Origin of the sequence: Trinickia caryophylli, assembly GCF_034424545.1 — a bacterium.
GTDB classification, from domain to species: domain Bacteria; phylum Pseudomonadota; class Gammaproteobacteria; order Burkholderiales; family Burkholderiaceae; genus Trinickia; species Trinickia caryophylli.
Genome location: NZ_CP139971.1, coordinates 789,278 through 807,079, shown reverse-complemented (window position 1 = coordinate 807,079; position 17,802 = coordinate 789,278). Strand labels below are relative to the sequence as shown.

General features: G+C 61.1%; 14 protein-coding genes and 4 pseudogenes. 9 read left to right on the top strand and 9 right to left on the bottom strand.

The annotated features are described in order from the left end of the window. Nucleotides 1-6: 6 nt before the first annotated feature. The 4 genes and pseudogenes from U0034_RS29280 to U0034_RS22815 form a co-directional block, all read left to right on the top strand. Nucleotides 7-129 (top strand): annotated as a pseudogene (locus U0034_RS29280) (polymorphic toxin type 50 domain-containing protein); the annotation flags it as partial. Nucleotides 130-542: 413 nt separating this feature from the next. Then, a pseudogene (locus tag U0034_RS22820) lies at nucleotides 543-795 on the top strand (IS5/IS1182 family transposase); the annotation flags it as partial. Next, a pseudogene (locus U0034_RS29275) lies at nucleotides 787-1,752 on the top strand (cell surface protein); the annotation flags it as partial. The pseudogenes U0034_RS22820 and U0034_RS29275, both read left to right, overlap by 9 nt. Nucleotides 1,753-2,588: 836 nt before the next feature. Next, the gene (locus U0034_RS22815; protein WP_139831246.1) at nucleotides 2,589-2,996 is read left to right on the top strand and encodes a hypothetical protein; all 408 of its coding nucleotides are present in this window, start codon (nucleotides 2,589-2,591) and stop codon (nucleotides 2,994-2,996) included. 177 nt (nucleotides 2,997-3,173) lie between these two features. On the opposite strand, the gene istB is transcribed toward U0034_RS22815, so the two are convergent. Further along, a complete protein-coding gene (istB, locus tag U0034_RS22810) occupies nucleotides 3,174-3,941 on the bottom strand; it encodes an IS21-like element helper ATPase IstB (protein WP_085227224.1) in 768 nt (255 codons plus the stop codon). A 14-nt stretch (nucleotides 3,942-3,955) separates the two neighbouring features. After that, complete coding sequence (gene istA, locus U0034_RS22805; protein WP_143795496.1) at nucleotides 3,956-5,479, bottom strand: IS21 family transposase; 1,524 nt, start codon at nucleotides 5,477-5,479, stop codon at nucleotides 3,956-3,958. Between the two features lie 167 nt (nucleotides 5,480-5,646). Between istA and U0034_RS22800 the strand changes: the two are divergent. Continuing rightward, nucleotides 5,647-6,663 (top strand): annotated as a pseudogene (locus U0034_RS22800) (hemagglutinin repeat-containing protein); the annotation flags it as partial. Between the two features lie 187 nt (nucleotides 6,664-6,850). Here the strand turns inward: U0034_RS22800 and U0034_RS22795 are convergent. Together U0034_RS22795 and katG are read right to left on the bottom strand one after the other, a co-directional pair. After that, nucleotides 6,851-7,312: a pseudoazurin gene (locus tag U0034_RS22795; protein ID WP_085224523.1), complete on the bottom strand. Its 462-nt coding sequence runs from the start codon at nucleotides 7,310-7,312 to the stop codon at nucleotides 6,851-6,853. A 54-nt stretch (nucleotides 7,313-7,366) separates the two neighbouring features. After that, complete coding sequence (katG, locus tag U0034_RS22790) at nucleotides 7,367-9,544, bottom strand: catalase/peroxidase HPI (protein ID WP_199187033.1); 2,178 nt, start codon at nucleotides 9,542-9,544, stop codon at nucleotides 7,367-7,369. A 289-nt stretch (nucleotides 9,545-9,833) separates the two neighbouring features. Here katG and U0034_RS22785 point away from each other — a divergent pair, with 289 nt between their 5' ends. After that, the gene (locus U0034_RS22785; RefSeq protein WP_085224527.1) at nucleotides 9,834-10,253 is read left to right on the top strand and encodes a hypothetical protein; all 420 of its coding nucleotides are present in this window, start codon (nucleotides 9,834-9,836) and stop codon (nucleotides 10,251-10,253) included. 122 nt (nucleotides 10,254-10,375) lie between these two features. Here the strand turns inward: U0034_RS22785 and pcaD are convergent, their stop codons facing one another. Genes pcaD through U0034_RS22765 form a run of 4 tightly spaced genes read right to left on the bottom strand, consistent with a single transcriptional unit; the run spans nucleotide 10,376 to nucleotide 13,787 of the window. After that, the gene (gene pcaD, locus U0034_RS22780; RefSeq protein WP_085224529.1) at nucleotides 10,376-11,134 is read right to left on the bottom strand and encodes a 3-oxoadipate enol-lactonase; all 759 of its coding nucleotides are present in this window, start codon (nucleotides 11,132-11,134) and stop codon (nucleotides 10,376-10,378) included. 33 nt (nucleotides 11,135-11,167) lie between these two features. After that, complete coding sequence (gene pcaF, locus U0034_RS22775) at nucleotides 11,168-12,370, bottom strand: 3-oxoadipyl-CoA thiolase (protein WP_085224531.1); 1,203 nt, start codon at nucleotides 12,368-12,370, stop codon at nucleotides 11,168-11,170. Between the two features lie 40 nt (nucleotides 12,371-12,410). Then, nucleotides 12,411-13,076, bottom strand: a complete 666-nt coding sequence (locus tag U0034_RS22770) for a 3-oxoacid CoA-transferase subunit B (RefSeq protein WP_085224533.1) — start codon at nucleotides 13,074-13,076, stop codon at nucleotides 12,411-12,413. Between the two features lie 27 nt (nucleotides 13,077-13,103). Next, nucleotides 13,104-13,787 (bottom strand): 3-oxoacid CoA-transferase subunit A, encoded by a 684-nt coding sequence (locus tag U0034_RS22765; protein ID WP_085224535.1) that lies wholly within the window; start codon nucleotides 13,785-13,787, stop codon nucleotides 13,104-13,106. Nucleotides 13,788-14,005: 218 nt separating this feature from the next. Between U0034_RS22765 and U0034_RS22760 the strand changes: the two genes are divergently transcribed. The 3 genes from U0034_RS22760 to U0034_RS22750 all read left to right on the top strand — a co-directional run bounded on the left by U0034_RS22760 (nucleotide 14,006) and on the right by U0034_RS22750 (nucleotide 15,944). Next, on the top strand, nucleotides 14,006-14,893 hold the full coding sequence (locus U0034_RS22760; RefSeq protein ID WP_085224537.1) for an IclR family transcriptional regulator domain-containing protein: 888 nt from the start codon (nucleotides 14,006-14,008) through the stop codon (nucleotides 14,891-14,893). A 178-nt stretch (nucleotides 14,894-15,071) separates the two neighbouring features. Continuing rightward, nucleotides 15,072-15,512, top strand: coding sequence for an Hsp20/alpha crystallin family protein (locus U0034_RS22755; protein ID WP_085224539.1), 441 nt, complete (start codon nucleotides 15,072-15,074; stop codon nucleotides 15,510-15,512). 24 nt (nucleotides 15,513-15,536) lie between these two features. After that, on the top strand, nucleotides 15,537-15,944 hold the full coding sequence (locus tag U0034_RS22750; RefSeq protein WP_085224541.1) for an Hsp20/alpha crystallin family protein: 408 nt from the start codon (nucleotides 15,537-15,539) through the stop codon (nucleotides 15,942-15,944). A gap of 56 nt (nucleotides 15,945-16,000) precedes the next feature. Here U0034_RS22750 and treA read toward each other — a convergent pair whose 3' ends face one another. Continuing rightward, nucleotides 16,001-17,644 carry an alpha,alpha-trehalase TreA gene (gene treA, locus U0034_RS22745; RefSeq protein WP_085224543.1) on the bottom strand — a complete coding sequence of 548 codons (1,644 nt, stop codon included), beginning with the start codon at nucleotides 17,642-17,644 and terminating at the stop codon, nucleotides 16,001-16,003. Nucleotides 17,645-17,802 lie beyond the last annotated feature (158 nt).

Genomic DNA, 17,802 nt, shown 5'->3' with positions numbered 1-17,802 from the left:
GAGCGCGTAAGCTTTGGAACAGTTATCGGGATCTATGTTGACCCGATCACGGGCGAAAGGTTGCCAACAACAAACGGAATTATTCACTATAGCAAGGATGGAGTTCATGTTGTCCCCGGGAGGCCATAATGAGTAATGAATTTAGAGTTAGATTGTTGCTTGCGCTACAGTCATCCCTTCTCGGGTGCATCAGCTCGAATATCCGGGCGGTGAGCTGTTCTGTCGTGGAAGAAAATATAACGGTACAAGTGATTTTTGATGGGCATATAGCCGACGAAGATCGAGGGTCGATGGAGAAAGTGGGGTCCGAATTCGCGTCGCACTTTGATCACGAGTTGGTCAATGTGGAATGCATTCGGATCGATGCACCGCAGCCTTTTTATGATCGCTTATTGTGTCTACGTGTTTATGAGAGGAAGGAGTAATTTAAATAAATGGTTTTAAAGTAATGGCTTGGCAGGCTGTTGAAGTACCGACGGTCATGTCATCGCGGAAGGTCCCTGAAGCGTTAATTGAATGCCTTTCACTTGCTCCTGGAGAGCATGCGCGGCGCCGACACGTTCACCGAAAATTCGTTTTCGATACGCAAGCTGGACGAGTTCGCCCCGAAGTCGCATCTATTGGGCTCGATCCGGACGATGGCGAACGAAGCACTGACGACGATGGATCTGCTGTTTGCCGGGATGTACGAGGCTGAATTCAAGGTGGGCGGCCGAGCATCGCGCCGGAGAAGTGGGTGCCATGCTGATCCAAGTGCTCTACAGCACTCGCTCAGAGCGCCAACTGATGGAGCAAGGCGGCGCGGGCGCCAGCTTCAGCGCGCAAAATGGTCATGCCGACGGCAACTATGCCGGGGTGCAAGAGCAGGCGGGTATTCAGGCCGGCGCGGGGGGCTTCGATATCACGGTGAAGGGCAACACCGATCTTAGGGGAGCGGTGATCGAGAGTACGGCTGATGCGTCGCAGAACAGCCTGACGACCGCGACGTTGACATACAGCGACATTCAAAACCATTTGCATTACAGCGCATCGAGCGGTGGTTTCAGCGCGGGTGGTTCAGTTGGCCCGAGCCAAAAGGCGGTGGGCCCATCGTCGGTGAGTGGCTCGGGTGGTATGACGCCGATGATGTTCCAGAATGAAAGTGGAGACGAAAGCGCAACGACACGCAGTGTGGTGAGCGCGGGCACGATCACGCTGACGGATTCGTCGCATCAGCAGCAGGACGTTGCGAGCCTGAGTCGGGATACGACCGATACGAACGGCAAGGTGTCGAAGACGCCGGATGTGCAGAACATCCTGTCGCAGCAGGCGGATACGATGCAGGCGGCACAGGCGGCAGGGCAGGCGGTGGCGCAGGGCATCGGTGCTTATGCGGACAAGAAACGGGATGACGCGCTCGATGCAGCGAAGAAAGCGGTGGACAGTGGCGATATAGCTGGTGCGGAAGCTGCGATGGCCGAGTGCCAGAACTGGAAGGATGGAGGCGACAGTCGTGCCGCGCTTCAGGCGGCGGGTGGCGCGCTGATCGGGGGGCTTGGCGGTGGAGCGCTCGGGGCATTCGGTGGAGCGGCTGGTGCGGCGTTGTCGTCGAAGCTGGCCGGTGAGACGCAGGAATTGAGCGACAGCATCGCTAACGCGACGGGATCTTCGCTGCTGGGCAACATCAGCGGAAATATCGCCTCGGGGCTCGCGGGAGGGTTGATCGGCGGTAGTGCCGGCGCGGCGATGACGTCGAACGTCAATCTTTACAACTAAGGCAATGACACCGGCGAAAAGAGCGCGGTGCAAAAAGCAAAGGACATAGCTGAGAAAATCAAGGATGCCCTTGTGCAGACGATGGCCCATCCGATTGACTCAGTCGAATACGCTTTCGGCATTAAGTTCTCGCTGCCGCAGGGGCAGGGCTCGGGAACCGATGCCGATGTCCTGACGGGCGCTAGCAGGAGCACGAGCCCGCTCTCACAGTCGAGGACGGACCTGATCCTGCAGGGCATCAGGAACGGGTTGGGTGGCATATCATTCTTCGAGGGCGGCGGTCCGTTCAGTCCGAGCGGGGGCACCGTTCTGGTAAATTCCGGAGCAGTACAGAGGGCAACCGCGTCGCTGGGCGCAAATGCTGGTGCGCCGCCCAATGCAACTCTATCGAATGGAAGCGGTGAGGACAGTCATTCGCCGAACGGCAATCAGGTCTCGGATGAGAGCGCGCCGGCAGGAAACCGACTGACCGAGCCCAGTGGGACGAGTTCGACTGGAGGGGCCGCGGCGAATGCTGTCGGTGCCGCCCGCGAGCAGGCCGTTGCGGATGCGGTCAGCGGCACCCGTTCGGGGAGATTATTAAGACATCGAGCGGGAAGACGGACGTTGACGTAACGGATGCAGCTGGTAACTTCTATGCGGTCGGAGGACCCGCTAAGGCAAAAAAACTTTGGGGCTTTTGTACAGTCTTTGAAAAAATACTCCGAGACAGCGGTGGCGCGTGGTGTCGATGCGTATTTCTATTATACGCCTGGCACGCCGCAGTCCGTTATTAGTGCGGCTGCGAAGGTTTTAGACTCAAATTTCGTTAACCTATTCCGTAAGGGTGAGATATGGCGTCATTTGTGTATTCGGTTTGGTCAAATGAGTCTGCAACAAGAGTCTTGGAGGAGTTGAAGATTTTATTCGATGGAATCGGATTTTCGATTATAAATTCGACGTCCGGTATGTGTCATTTATGGAGTGAAGAGGGAGATTGTTCGTTGGTGAGTGAGCAATTCATAACGGAAGTGTCCTCTGAGAAGATGCCTATGGGAATTCAATGGTGGCGTGGAGATGATGATATATTTGTAACCATTTTTACCGATCAGTCTGTTGGTGGCGCGACTTGTGATATACGCTTGGTGGGATTTTCGCGTGAAGCGCAGGCGGAAATTGGCCGATTGCTCATTTTGAAAATTATTCCGGATAAGCAGCTATTTCCCGATGATTTTGCGGTTTTTAAAGTTATCGCTCAGTAATGAAGGGGGTATCTCGTTATTTTTCACGAGCGCGGGACGGTGATCACTCGCAGGACACGATGCAGTCCTCGTGTAGCTACGAAGAGTGCGTATTTCGGCGAACGTGACCGCCGATTTCGGGAACGTGACCGATTTGGCGGGTTCGATGTTGCGCGGGGTTGATTCTAGGTTTCTGGATCAGCTTTCGTCGAGTACGACCTCCTTTGTTTGAGGGTTCGGAGCGACTTTTCGAAGCGACTCGCCCTTGAGCGTGATGCGGTGATGTCGCTGCATGAGTCGGTCGAGCATCGCATCGGCAATCGTTTCGTCGCCGATCCAGCCGTGCCAGTGCTCGATGGGCAATTGACTGGTCACGATTGTGGCTTTGCCGGCGGCGCGGTCGTCGATCATCTCCAGCAAGTCGTTGCGCACCATCGCGTCCAGTGGAGCCATTCCCCAATCGTCGAGTAGCAAGACGTCGACGCGCGCCACTTGCATGAGCCACTTCGTGAAGCCGCCGTTGCCGTGCAGGATCCGAAGCTCCTCAGTCAGTCGCGGTACACGCAGGTACAGTGCCGAGTGCCCGCGTCGGCAGGCGTACTGCGCCAGCGCACAGGCGAGCCACGATTTGCCCGCACCGGTGGGGCCACTGATGAGCAGGCTGTAGCCCGACTGAACCCAGTCGCCCAGCGCCAGGCTCATGAGCGCGCGAGCATCGATGCCACGGCCCGAGCGCGTATCGAGATCCTCGATCGCGGCCTGCGGATACTTCAAGTGCGCATGTTTGAGCAGCCGTGTGCGACGCCGGTCGTCGCGCCAGTTCGTCTCGCGGTCCACCAGTAACGACAGGCGCTCCTCGAAGCCCAGCTTGGCGCTGCCCGGCTGCGCGAGTTGTTCTTCGAGCCCGTCGGCGAAGCCGTCGAGCTTGAGCGTGCGCAACTGTGTCAGTGTTTGTTGCATCATCATCGCCGTGTGCCTTCTTATTGGTAATAGCCGGGGCCGCGCACGTGCGCATGACTCGGGCTCGTCCAGTCCGCCGGCGCCATCGCGACGGCGCGGTCTCGGTTGTTGAGCAGGATCTCGCGCACATGTCGGTAACGATGCACACCGAGCTCGAGTGCCAACGCACACGCGGCTTCGAGTCGGTCCCGGCCGTAGCGCCGCGACAGCGAGAGCAGCCCCAGGCATGCCCGATAGCCGTGTTCGGGGTGGCGCTGTTCTTCCAACAATCGCGTCACAAGCACCGCCGTTGCCGAGCCGATCTGCTGCGCCCAGTGGATCAGACGCTGCGGCGTCCACTCCAGGTGTGCGCGGTGTGCCGCGGGCATATGTTCGACGACGGTCGTGTAGCCGCCCACGTGCTCGTTGCGTGCATGGCTCGCCACACGACGCCCGCGATGCAGGAGCTCAACGGCGCCGCCGGTGATGCGGGCTTCGAGCTTCAAGCCGACGAGCGCATGCGGCACGCTGTACCGATGCTTACCCACCTCGACGTGGTAATCGATGTGCACCGTCACCGTCTTGAAGCGTGCGAGTTCGTACGGCTGGGCCGGCAACGACAACAAGGCGGGCGCGTCGAGCTGGGCAAACGCACTGGCTCGGCATCCGGGCAGCTTCTGGAAGGGACGCTCGTTCAGATACGTCAGCAATGGGCTGATTGCGTCATCGACGGATTGCACCGAGCCGAACTCGTGATGACGCAAGCGCGCCATGATCCAGCGCTCGACCACTTGCACGGCTGACTCGACCTTAGCCTTGTCCTGCGGTCGATAGGTTCTCGCTGGCAGGAAGGACGTGCCGTAATGCCGCGCGAAATCGAGCACGGTGTCGCCAGCGCGAGGCTCGTAACGATCGGGGTCAGCGATCATGGCGCGTGGGTTGTCGGGCACGATCAGTTGCGGCACGCCGCCGTAGAACGTCAGTGCTCGCGCAATGCCGCCAAGCCAGTCCTCCATCGTCTCGGCAGGCGTGGCGCACGCGAACGTATAGCTCGAGGCGCCCATCGCAGCGACGAACACGTGCGCGCGTCGCCCCGTCGTCAACGGCAGCGTGGGTCCGGCGAAGTCGACGAACAGCTTCTCGCCGGCGCGGTGGATCTGGCGCATCGAGCGCTTCAGGCGCTTGGCGAAGCTCTTGTAGTGCTCGCAGAACTGCGTGTAACGATAGGTCTGCCGGTCGGCGAACTCGGCTTGGTACTCCTCCCAGAGCAGCGTGAGCGTCATGCCCTTGCGGCGCAGTTCCTGGTGGATGCGCCCGTAGTCGGGCTGGGCGTAGGCCGCAGGCCCCGTGGGCTTGCCCATCAAACGCCGCTCGAGCTCGCCCTCATCCATATCGCAGGCGCTCGCCCAGTCGAGCTCGGCTGCCTTGGCAAGGCCAACGTACTTCGTGACGACGCCCTTGGAAATGCCCAACGACGCGGCGATTCGATCATGCGAGAAACCGCCGTCGAACTTCAGTCGTAAAACGTCCTTGATCATGCGCGTGTTCATCCGGTGCGCGGGCATCGTCTCTCCGGCCAAAGCCGTCGAGCATAGCCCGCGTGGTTGGGGTCACGCGCAACGCCAAACCTGCATGTCGGTCCGACCGGTCACGTTGCCGAAATCCTCGGTCACGTTCCCGAAATCGCCGGTCACGATGCCGAAACGCTCGGTCACGTTGGACCGAAATACGCAAAGAGCATCACTCGGGGCTGATGGCGGGCGGAGGGATTGCCGTTTCGGTTGGGAGTAGCAAGCTCGCGCGGACGGATCAGGAATCCAGTGTCACAAACAACGCAAGCACGATCGGTTCGCTTAGCGGCAATCTAACCGTCCAGGCGGGCAACAACCTGCACGTGACGGGCAGCGATCTGATTGCTGCGAAGAATGTGACTGGCATAGCCGCGAATGTGACGATCGATTCGGCGACGGATACATCGCATCAATCGCAAACGCAACAGACGAGCAAGAGCGGTGTGACGCTTGGCCTGTCGGGCGCGGTGGGCGACGCGATCAACAACGCGATCAGCGAGACGCAGGCCGTGCGCAATTCTGCCGGTGGCGGCAACGATCGGGCTGCAGCGCTCCACGCGATTGCGGCGGCGGGGGATGTCGCGACAGTAGGGTTAGCTGCGGCGGGCGCGATGAAGGGCGGGACGCCGAGCATTGCCATTCAAGTCAGCGTCGGTTCGAGTCACAGCTCCAGCCAATCGTCGGAGGACCAGACGATGCAGCGCGGCTCGTCGGTTCAAGCGGGCGGTACGGCAACGTTTATCGCGACCGGAACCGGCGCACCGGATAGTGGGAACGTGACTATCGCGGGTTCGGATGTGACCGCGAGCGACGTTGCGCTGATTGCAAAGAACCAAGTAAATCTGCTTAACACAACGAACACCGATTCCACGCGGAGCTCGAATTCGTCTTCGAGTGCGAGCGTGGGCGTGTCATTCGGCACGAACGGGTTCGGGATTTCGGCGTCGATGCAGAACGCGCATGGTGACGGCAACTCGGATGCCGTCATGCAGAACAATACGCATATCAACGCGAGTAACTCGGCGACGATCATCAGTGGCGGTGATACGAACATCGTCGGGGCCGGTGTCAACGCCAATCGGGTGGTAGCCGACATTGGCGGAAACCTGACCATCGCGAGCGTGCAGGACATGACGGTGAGCGCGGCACACCAGTCGAGTGCGGGTGGAGGCTTCAGCGCTCGAAGGCGACTGCAAGATTGCGTGCCGCCGTTGCAGCGTCGGGCTTCGGCATGAAGCTCACATAGTCTCGCTTCATCGTTTTCACGAAGCTCTCTTACCGCTTCCCAGGGGCTGGTTTGAAAGGACTTTGCTAGAAGCCGATTGGCCCTACCGAAGGGGGCAGGTCAGATTGGTACGCCCCCCCTCATTTCCACGCATTCCGCTTCGCATCGAGTTCAGCGAAAAGCCGATCGAAACTGGCTTTCGCATCGCGGGGTTGCGCGACGCGGCGGGCTGCTGCCTCGTTCACGGCATCCCCTACCACGACCAGACCCACCATGCCCATCATGTAATGCGGAACGCAGCGATACCCATAGACGCCGGGCCGATCGAACTTCACGACCAAATCGTCACTGGGTTTTCCGGAAAAAGGCTTGGCCCCTTCCGGAATCATGCCGGGAATGGCCTGAACACTATGCCCCTTGTCGACAGCCACGAAATGAACGCTATCCCCCGGGCTGATGTGGACAATCGCGGGTTCGAATCCTCGCTGTCCGTTTGAGGCTTGGTTCAACATCTTGACCTCGACATCGGCCGCAAAGCTGCTTATTGACGACAACAAACCCACACCCAGAATCAGTGCGGAGAGCCCGGACTGGTGGTGCATACGTTTCTCCTGCGCGCCGGCCGAGAGACAAGGTCCTCGGCCGGGAGAGCGGCATCAGTTACGCTTCAAATCAAAGCGATCAAGGTTCATGACCTTCGTCCATGCAACGACGAAATCACGCGCGAACTTTTCATGCGCATCATCCGACGCGTAGACTTCGGCGACCGCCCTCAGCTCGGAACTCGATCCGAACACTAGGTCCACAGGACTCGCCTTCCACTTCAGACTGCCCGTTTTTCGATCATGCCCCTCGTACACCCCGTCCGCGTTCGGGGCCTTCACCCATTTGGTGGACATATCGAGCAGATTAACGAAGAAGTCGTTGCTCAAGGTTCCCGGGCGGTCAGTCAGTACACCGAGTTTGGAGTGCGCGGCATTGGCATCCAGCACGCGTAGGCCGCCGACAAGCACCGTCATTTCGGGTACGGTGAGATCGAGCTTGCTCGCCCGGTCCACGAGCAACTCGGCCGGCGACCTGTCGTTGCTCTTCGCGTAGTAGTTGCGGAACCCGTCGGAGGTTGGCTCGAGCACGGCAAAGGAACTGACATCGGTCTGCTCCTGCGTGGCATCCGTTCGACCCGGCGAGAACGGTACCTTGATGTCGTATCCGGCCTTCTTGGCCGCGTCTTCAACGGCCGCGTTACCGCCAAGCACAATCAGGTCGGCCAGCGATACCTTCTTGCCGTCCGTTCTATCCCGGTTGAATTCGGTCTGGATGCCCTCCAGCGTCTTCAGCACGCCGGCCAGCTCTGCCGGATCGTTGACGGCCCATGCCTTCTCCGGCGCAAGCCGGATGCGAGCGCCGTTTGCGCCACCCCGATAGTCGGTCGCACGGAAAGTCGCGGCGGATGCCCACGCAGTCTCGACCAGTGCCGACTTGGCCAGCCCCGATGCCAGTATCTTGCTCTTCAAGGCCGCCACATCCGTTTCGTCAATCATCTTGTAATTGGCGGCGGGAAGCGGATCTTGCCAGATCAGATCGACTTTCGGCACTTCCTTGCCGAGATAACGTGCCTTCGGCCCCATGTCCCTGTGCGTCAGCTTGAACCACGCCTTGGCGAACGCCAGCTTGAATTCTTCGGGATGCTCTTGAAACCGCTTTGCGATTCGGCTGTAGGATGGATCGACCTTCAAAGCAATGTCGGTCGTGAACATCATCAAAGGATGCAGTTTCGACGGATCATGCGCGTCAGGGACGATGTTCTCGGCGTCTTTCGGCTTCCATTGATGAGCACCGGCCGGGCTCTTGGTGAGTACCCACTCGTGCCCAAGCAAATTGTCGAGATACTGCATCGTGAAGTGCACGGGGTCGGCTGACCATGCGCCTTCGAGACCACTCGTGATCGTGTCGTCGCCCTTGCCTGTGCCGCACTTGTTGACCCAGCCGAGCCCTTGCTGTTCGATTGCCGTTCCGGCGGGGGCGGGGCCAACGCATTTATCGGGCGACGCGGCACCATGCGCTTTTCCGAATGTGTGACCGCCTGCGATGAGTGCGAGCGTCTCTTCATCGTTCATCGCCATGCGGCCAAATGCCTCGCGAATATCCTTTGCCGCGGCTACAGGGTCAGGCTTGCCGTTTGGCCCCTCCGGATTGACATAAATCAATCCCATTTGGGTAGCGGCCAACGGCTTTTCGAGCTTGCCGCTTTTATCCCGGTTGTTCGACATGAATTTGGTGCCGGCGCCCCAATAAACCAGATCGGACTGCCAATCGTCTTCACGCCCACCGCCAAATCCGAAGGTCTGAAAGCCCATGGATTCGAGCGCGACGTTGCCAGTCAACACCATCAGATCGCCCCACGAGATCTTCTCGCCATATTTCTTCTTCACCGGCCACAATAGCCGCCGTGCCTTATCGAGGTTGGCGTTGTCCGGCCAGCTGTTCAGCGGCTCGAACCGCTGCTGGCCGCCAGATGCGCCACCACGTCCGTCATACGTGCGATACGTGCCGGCACCATGCCATGCCATTCGAATAAAAAACGGCCCATAGTTGCCGTAGTCCGCCGGCCACCAGCTTTGCGACGTAGTCAGGACGGACTTGATGTCCTTCTTCACCGCGTCGAGGTCGAGGCTATTGAATGCCTTGGCGTAATTGAAGTCAGCGCCGTAAGGATTCGACTCGGCGTCGTGCTGACGTAGCGGCGAAAGATCGAGTCTCTCGGGCCACCAGAAGCCGTTCGATCGTGGCGAGCCGTCGGCCCACGCCGGCATAGCGCTTGCACCTAGCGTCATGGCGGCCATGATCGCAGCTGAATACTTTTTCAGACGTACGGAATCTCTTTTCACTTTAATGCCCTCGGATTGGTATTGATATTCGGCGGGGGATAGTATCGGTGGGCATTCGAGCGCGTGACCAATCAAAATATTTCATTTATGCTATAGCCTTCACCTATCGAAGGGTGTCGGAATTCATGAAAGAATCCGGCATGCCTCGCCATAATGTGTTGATTCGAAGGTGAAATTGCTCGTCTCGGCGAGCGGGAATGCTCGATATCGATGGGACCTGATAACCACAACGAAGATGAATCAAAAAATACTGCCAAGCCTCCTTCTATGCCTCGCCTCCGTCGGGGTGGCACACGCGGCTGAGCCGAAGTGCCAAAGCCAAACGAACGGCGCCCACACGAGCAAGCTGTGCGTGAGCCAAACGCCGTTTCAGCACGACTATTACACTTTGTGGGTGGATGGCGCGCCGATCTTCACGCTGCCGGACGACTACATCGAAAGCGTGACGTTGACTCACCGCATTCCGGAAGATGCCGCGATCGAGTTCCCGCTATCGAAGCAGGGCACGCCCACCGTGTCGATAACCGGCGGCTGCACGCCGATCTCGGAACAACAGGACATTGACGGCAAGAAGGTGGGAATCGAAGTAGGCCGTTCGTGCTCGTTCAAGTGGGGCGCGGTATCCGTTCTCGATAATTTGCAGGTGCGTTACTAAGCACGTGGCCTGACGAAGGCACAATGCAAAACGTCACGAGCGCGACAGGGTCGTCTCGTGACGTCGAGTGAAACGAAGGCACGTCTCGTCAGCGCAAGCTCGTGCCATCCGGCGACATCGACTCAACCGGCAAGAAACGAGAGCACGGCTTCGTTAAACGCTTCCGGCACTTCGATATTCGACAAATGCGATGCAGGCAGCGTCGCGAGCGTGGCACCGGCAACCTGCCTCACGATGAACCGTGCGTCGGCAACCGTCGTCACCGGATCATGCTCGCCGGCAATCACGAGCGTAGGCGCCGTAATCTTCCCAATGGCATCGCGCAAATCCGTGGCGCCGAGCACGTCGCAGCAGGCCGCGTACCCTTCGGGCGAGAGCGTGCGAAGCCGTTCGACAAGCGGCTCGACCCGGGCTACCTGCTCCGCCGCGAAACGCGGGGTAAACCAGCGCGCAGGTGAGCTTCCCGCCACCTCGGCAAGCCCCTGTGCGCGAACGAGTTCCGCACGTGCCCGCCAGCCGTCCGCGGTACCGATACGCGCGGCGGTATTGCTCACGATCAGTTTGCCGATCCGCTCAGGTTTGTGAATCGCGAGCCATTGCCCGATCAATCCGCCCATCGAAATGCCGACAAAATCGGCTCGCTCGATACCGAGCTTGTCCAGCAGTACGACCACATCATTACCGAGATCGTCGATGGAATACGGGGGAGGGAGCAACGCCGATCGCCCGTGGCCGCGCGCGTCATATCGCAGCACACGAAACTGCTGCGTGAGCGCTTGCATTTGCGGCTCCCACATTTCGAGTGTGGTGCCGAGCGAGTTCGAGAGCACGACCACGGGGGCATCGTCGGGGCCGGCCAGCTGGTAATGGAGCGTTGCCATCGATATCGTTCCTTCAGTTCATGCACGCGTGCATCATACGCGTTCGAGTACCACGGCGATGCCCTGCCCAACGCCGATGCACATCGTGCAAAGGGCATAGCGTCCGCCCGTACGAGCAAGTTGATAGGCGGCCGTGGTCGCGAGCCGTGCGCCCGAGGCGCCGAGCGGATGGCCGAGCGCAATGGCGCCGCCGTTCGGGTTCACGCGCGCATCGTCGTCGGCGAGCCCGAGATCGCGCGTGACGGCGAGTGCCTGCGCGGCAAAAGCCTCGTTGAGTTCGATCACGTCCATCTGGTCGAGCGAAAGCCCGGTCTTCGCGAGCACTTTCCGCACCGCCGGCGCGGGACCGAAGCCCATGATGCGCGGCGCTACGCCTGCGGTTGCCAGTGCCACCACGCGCACGATCGGTCGCAGCCCGTAGCGCGCCGCAGTCTGCTCATTGGCAAGAAGCAGCGCACAAGCCCCATCATTGACGCCCGACGAGTTGCCCGCCGTCACCGTCCCATCGGGACGTACCACGCCCTTGAGCTTCGCGAGCGCTTCGAACGACGTCGCGCGCGGGTGCTCGTCTTTCTCGACGACGATCGGCTCGCCCTTTTTCTGCGGAATATGCACGGCGATCAGTTCATCGCGAAAGCGGCCCGCTTCCTGCGCTGCCGCCGTCCGCAATTGGCTGCGCAACGCGAACGCATCCTGATCTTCCCGGTTCACGGAAAAGTCGCCCGCGACGTTTTCCGCCGTCTCCGGCATAGAGTCGACACCATACAGCGCCTTCATCGCCGGGTTGACGAATCGCCAGCCGATCGTGGTGTCCTCCACTTTCATCGAACGGCTGAATGCGCTCTCAGCCTTGCCCATCACGAACGGCGCACGGCTCATGCTTTCCACTCCACCGGCGATCATGAGGCCCGTCTCGCCGGTCTTGATCGCGCGTGCGGCCGTGCCGATCGCATCGAGGCCGGAGCCGCACAGACGGTTGACGGTGCTGCCGGGCACCTCCACCGGGAGCCCGGCCAGCAGCGCCGCCATGCGGGCAACGTTGCGGTTGTCCTCGCCGGCCTGGTTGGCGCAGCCGTAAATGACGTCGTCGATAGCGCTCCAGTCCACCGAGCCGTTACGCTCGATCAGCGCCCGGATGGGCGCGGCCCCGAGATCGTCGGTCCGCATGTTCGACAATGCGCCGCCGTAGCGGCCGAACGGCGTGCGTACGGCGTCGCAGATATAGGCTTCGTTCATTTAGGAGTCCTGATGAGAGGTTCGGTATCGCGCCGCAGCGTCAGGCTGAGGCAGGCAGCGGCCGCGCAATGAGCGGCACCGGCGTGACGGCCTGCAGCGCATCGAAAGAAACGCCGTCGACGATCTCGATCACCTCGAGCCCTCGCGGCGTGACGTCGATCACGGCCAAGTCGGTGTAGATGCGATCGACGCAGCCGATGCCCGTGAGCGGGTAGGTGCAGCGCTCGACGATCTTGCATTCGCCGCTTTTCGTCAGGTGATCGGTCATGACGAACACCTGTTTCGCACCGATCGCGAGGTCCATTGCGCCGCCAACGGCGGGAATCGCATCGGGCGCACCGGTATGCCAGTTGGCGAGATCGCCGCGCGCCGAAACCTGGAATGCGCCGAGTACGCAGATATCGAGGTGTCCGCCACGCATCATCGCGAACGAATCGCCATGATGGAAGAAGCATCCGCCTTCGAGCAACGTGACGGGCTCCTTGCCCGCGTTGATGAGTTCAGGGTCTTCCTCGCCCGGCGCCGGCGCGGGGCCCATGCCGAGCAGGCCGTTTTCGCTGTGCAGGAAAATCTCGCGGTCCTTGGGCAGATAGTTCGCGACCTTCGTCGGCAAGCCAATGCCGAGATTCACGTAGGCGCCTTCGGGAATGTCCCGCGCGACGCGCCGGGCCATGTCGTCCCGGCTCCATTTGTTCGATGCGTTCATCGTATTCTCTCGCTCCCTCTCACTTTGCTACGCGGCGGCGGCCCGACTGGCGGGCACCGCGACTACGCGCCGAACGAAGATGCCGGGCGTGACGACCGTTTCCGGGTCGATGGCCCCGAGCGGCAGGACTTCGCCCACCTGTGCGATCGTCGTCGCGGCGGCCATGGCCATGATGGGGCCGAAATTGCGCGCGCTCTTGCGGTAGACGAGGTTGCCCCAGCGGTCGCCGCGGTGTGCCTTGATCAGCGCGAAGTCGGCTTTGATCGGGTATTCGAGCACGTAGTGCTTGCCGTCGATCTCGCGGGTTTCCTTACCCTCGGCGAGCAGCGTGCCGTAGCCGGTGGGCGTGAAGACGGCACCGAGCCCGGCACCGGCCGCCTGGATGCGCAAGGCGAGATTGCCCTGGGGCACGAGTTCGAGTTCGATCTCCCCGGCGCGATAGAGCCCGTCGAACACCTGCGAATCGGCTTGCCGCGGAAACGAGCAGATGATCTTGCGCACGCGTTTCGCCTTCAGCAGCGCGGCCAAGCCAATCTCGCCGTTGCCGGCATTGTTGTTGACGATCGTGAGATCTTTCGCGCCCTGCGCAATCAGGGCGTCGATGAGTTCGGCGGGCTGCCCCGCCGTGCCGAAGCCGCCGATCATCACGGTGGCGCCGTCGAAGATGCCCGCTACGGCGTCTTCGAGCGAAGAAACGGTTTTGTCGATCATGTGGGCTGGTGGCGCTCCTGGGAACGCGCTCGTCGCTGTCGGGTCGTTCGCCAATGTAGGACGCGCGGCATGCAGCGTCAATGGCGATTATCGAAATGCGGTTCGATAATCGAACAAATTAGCCCGTGGCACGCTTACAAAGCGCCATTGCATACCATCTTTTGTTCGGTAATCGAACAAATCGTGTAGTATCGGCCAAACGTAATCAGGAGACCGACATGCCGGACCCACTCGATTTGGCTGCGCAGGCCGAACACCACCCCCAGCCCCCGTCCGAGCCGCAGCCGTCCAAGTCAGCAGGCCACGATGGCTCATCCGCCGCGAGCGCGGAAGAAAGCACGGCGGCGGAAAGCGACCCCGATTTCATGACGTCGCTCGCGCGCGGGCTTGCCGTGATTCAGGCGTTTTCTCCGCAGCGCCGCCTCCTGACGATCTCTCAGATCAGCCAGCGCACGGGTATTCCGCGCGCCGCCGTCCGGCGCTGCCTGCATACGCTCGGCAAGCTCGGGTTCGTCAGCGCGGAGGACGGCCGCAATTTCGCGCTGCGCCCGCGCATCCTGGCACTGGGGCATGCTTATCTGGCCTCCACGCCGCTCGCGAACGCCGCGCAACCTGTGCTGCGCCACATCAGCAAGACGCTGAACGAATCGAGCTCGGTGGCCATCCTCGACGGCGACGAAATTCTTTATATCGCCCGCGCTTTTACGTCGCGGATCATGACGATCGATCTGCACGTGGGTAGCCGCCTGCCTGCGTACTGCACCTCGATGGGCCGCATGCTGCTCTCGCATTTGACGCCCGAGGCGCTCGATGCCTACCTCGCCCGCGTCAAGCTGATCCAGCACACGCCGCGCACGATCGTCTCGGATGAGGGGCTGCGCGAAGCGCTCGATTCGGTGCGCCGCAATGGCTACGCAATCAACGATCAGGAACTCGAAATCGGGCTGCGCTCGATCGCCGTGCCGATCGAGGCGCCTGACGGTCGCGTCGTGGCGGCGCTCAACGTAGGCGTGCAGGCGGCGCGCATCTCCGTGGCGGAAATGGAAAGCCGCTTCTTGCCAGTGCTGCGCGACGGCGCGCGCGAGCTCGGTTTGCTGCTTGCCTGAGCGCTGCCCGGTGCTCGTGCGCCGGGGTCTTGAAATCGTCGCGGCGGTTCCTATCTTCGTGTCGCTCGGGCGGCGCGACGTGCGCTGACCCTCGAGCCTTATCGGCCGGGTTGTCGGCGAGTGCGCGGGTGTGCTCGATGCAGCCTTGCCTGCAGTCGGCATTGAAGGAGGACTGACCATGAGCGATCTGTATTTCGGCACCGATCTATTCAACGATTTCGACCGTTTGCAGCGGCAGATGATGAGTCTGTTCGGCGGTTTTCCGTCGAGCATCCGGGCGAGCCGCTTCGGCACTTTCCCTCAAATCAACATCGGCGTGACCGACGATTCGATCGAAATCGTCGCGTTCGTCCCGGGCGTCGATGCTTCTCAGCTCGACGTATCCATCGACAAGGGGCTGCTCACGATCAGCGGCGAGCGCAAGCCCGTGCAGGCGCAGACGAGCGAAGATACGCGCGTCTACGCGCAGGAGCGCTTTACGGGCAGTTTTCGGCGCGTGGTCGAGTTGCCGCAGTCGGCGGATCCGGACAAGGTGGCGGCGCGCTATGAGAACGGATGTCTCGTCGTCAGCGTGGGCAAGCGCGAAGCGTCGAAGCCACGCGTCGTCACGGTGCAATAACGGGTAACGGGAAGGAGGTCCATCATGAGCGATACGACCCAACTGACGAAACAAGCTCAGCCACCCGTCGCGGGCCAGGAGGGAAGCGAAGCGCGGCGCGCGCCGACGCTGGCGCCCGCGGTCGACGTCTTCGAGAACAGTCAGGGCATCACGCTATGGGCGGATCTGCCGGGCGTGAGCCGGGAGAACCTCGACGTGAAGGTGCACGACGGTAATCTGTCCATCGAGGCGCAAGCGGTCGTGCCCACGCCGGCTGCGTTGCGCGTGCAGCACATCGAGGTGCGCGAGCCGCGTTTCGCGCGCACGTTCCAGATCAGCCCCGACTTCGATACGTCGAAGATCGAGGCCGAACTGCGCGACGGCGTGCTGAAACTCACCATCCCGCGCCGCGAGGAAGCGCGTCCGCGACGTATCGAGGTGAAGGCCGGCTGAGATAGAGGCTCGCGGCGAAAAGCCCGTGCGGCGTTGCGCACGCACGGGTTGTCGCTTCATTCGCCCGGCGCGTACAGGTCGAGCAGCTTGAGCGTCACGCCGTTGGTCCATCCGAAGCCGTCTTGCAGCGGGTATTCGCCGCCGCCGCCTCCACCAGCGTTCGGCCCTTCCACCACGTACTTCTCGACGAGTTTCTGGTCGGACGCATAGACTTGTTTGACGTCGGCGAGAAAACGCGTGCCGATGTCTCTCGCGAGATCGGCTCGGCCGTATCGGCGCGCGCTTTCGACGGCCAGCCAGTGCAATGGTGCCCAGCCGTTCGGCGCATCCCATTGCTGTCCGGTCTGGTATGTCGTTGTCGCGAGCCCGCGTTCTTTGAGCAACGCGCCGCGTACGGCGGTCAGCGTGCGTTCCGCGCGGCCCGGCCAGGCGGTTCCGAAGAAGATCGGATAGACGGCGGCAACCGAAATGTTGTCTCGCGGTTTGCCGAGTTGCCAATCGTAGTCGCCGTAATAGCCGTTGCGATTCCAGAGATAGCGATTGATCCCTTCGGCCCGGCGCTTCGCGCGCCCGATGAACTCGGTCACGCAGCCGATATCGCGCGCGACGCCGCAGCCCTTCACGATCGTCAGTTCGAGCCCGAAGAGCAGGCTGTTCAGGTCGACCGGTACGATCGACGTCGTGCGGATCGTCGCGAGGGTGGCGTTGTCGCCGAACCAGCGCGAACTGAAGTCCCACCCCGATTCAGCCGCGGCACGCAAATCGCGATATACCTCGTTGGCGGGCCTGGAGGGAACGAGCTGCGCCGTCTTGACGTCCTCGAGATACGACTCGTCGCGCGGCGTATCGCGCTCGTCCCAGTAGCGGTTGAGTACGGTGCCGTCGGGCAGCACCACGACGTTTCGCATCGCCTGCCCGCGCGCCGTCGTCGTTTCGCCGCGCATCCAGTACGCATATTCCTTGCGCAACTGCGGCAGGTACTTCTGATACACGCGCGGCCCTTCCTTGTCCGCTGCGAGCGTAACCATCTGCGCAAAAAACGGCGGCTGCGAACGGCTCAGGTAATACGTGCGATTGCCGTTGGGAATATGGCCGAACTGGTCGATTTCGTAGGCGAAATCGTCGAGCATGTTGTCGACGAGATCCTCCCGCCCGGACTCCTGCAGGCCGAGCATCGTGAAGTAGGTGTCCCAGTAATAACCTTCGCGGAACCGTCCGCCCGGAACGACGTAAGGCTTCGGCAACGGGATGAGCGAACTGTAGGGTGGGGCGGTCGTCGTCGTGCGCGTGAGCTTGGGCCAGAGCCAGTCGATATGCTCGCGCAGCGTCTGTCCGGCTGGCGGGGTGATCACCGGTTCGGTCGGCAACGTGAAATTCGCGAGTACAAACGATTTCAGATCGAAGTTCGGCTGGTTTTTCTGCTGCGAATAAAGTTGCAGGATCGTGGCGGGGGTGCTGTTCGGCACGGCGTCGACGAACGTTTTCTGATCGTCGAAAATCTGCTGCGTTTGCACGGCCACGAAGAGATCGCCGTAAAGCTCCGAGGGCGGTGGCGGCAATGTGGCGAGCGTGTCGGCACGGGCGAGTGCGGTGCCTGTCAGGCCGACGAGAATCAGCGCGCGGGCGAACCGGGCAATGACGCGCTGGCGCAGGAACGGAGATTGCGGACGAGGACAACGGGATTCGGGCGATACGAACATTGCTCCTCCTGATCGATAAGGATGATCGCGCTTGGTCTCCTGTTTTTCGTAGTCCGTAGTCGCGCCCGTTATGCGGGCACGGCGATTTTGCCAGATTGGCGAACGATGTGAATTAGCTGCGTCGTTTTAAAACGAATTCAGGCGCGAACCCCGGTCGG

Coding starts and splice junctions, on each gene's coding strand:
- U0034_RS22815 (WP_139831246.1), top strand. CDS start 2,589: ATGGCGTCATTTGTGTATTCGGTTTGGTCAAATGAGTCTGCAACAAGA.
- istB (WP_085227224.1), bottom strand. CDS start 3,941: ATGATGATGCAACAAACACTGACACAGTTGCGCACGCTCAAGCTCGAC.
- istA (WP_143795496.1), bottom strand. CDS start 5,479: ATGCCCGCGCACCGGATGAACACGCGCATGATCAAGGACGTTTTACGA.
- U0034_RS22795 (WP_085224523.1), bottom strand. CDS start 7,312: ATGCACCACCAGTCCGGGCTCTCCGCACTGATTCTGGGTGTGGGTTTG.
- katG (WP_199187033.1), bottom strand. CDS start 9,544: ATGACGCTAGGTGCAAGCGCTATGCCGGCGTGGGCCGACGGCTCGCCA.
- U0034_RS22785 (WP_085224527.1), top strand. CDS start 9,834: ATGAATCAAAAAATACTGCCAAGCCTCCTTCTATGCCTCGCCTCCGTC.
- pcaD (WP_085224529.1), bottom strand. CDS start 11,134: ATGGCAACGCTCCATTACCAGCTGGCCGGCCCCGACGATGCCCCCGTG.
- pcaF (WP_085224531.1), bottom strand. CDS start 12,370: ATGAACGAAGCCTATATCTGCGACGCCGTACGCACGCCGTTCGGCCGC.
- U0034_RS22770 (WP_085224533.1), bottom strand. CDS start 13,076: ATGAACGCATCGAACAAATGGAGCCGGGACGACATGGCCCGGCGCGTC.
- U0034_RS22765 (WP_085224535.1), bottom strand. CDS start 13,787: ATGATCGACAAAACCGTTTCTTCGCTCGAAGACGCCGTAGCGGGCATC.
- U0034_RS22760 (WP_085224537.1), top strand. CDS start 14,006: ATGCCGGACCCACTCGATTTGGCTGCGCAGGCCGAACACCACCCCCAG.
- U0034_RS22755 (WP_085224539.1), top strand. CDS start 15,072: ATGAGCGATCTGTATTTCGGCACCGATCTATTCAACGATTTCGACCGT.
- U0034_RS22750 (WP_085224541.1), top strand. CDS start 15,537: ATGAGCGATACGACCCAACTGACGAAACAAGCTCAGCCACCCGTCGCG.
- treA (WP_085224543.1), bottom strand. CDS start 17,644: ATGTTCGTATCGCCCGAATCCCGTTGTCCTCGTCCGCAATCTCCGTTC.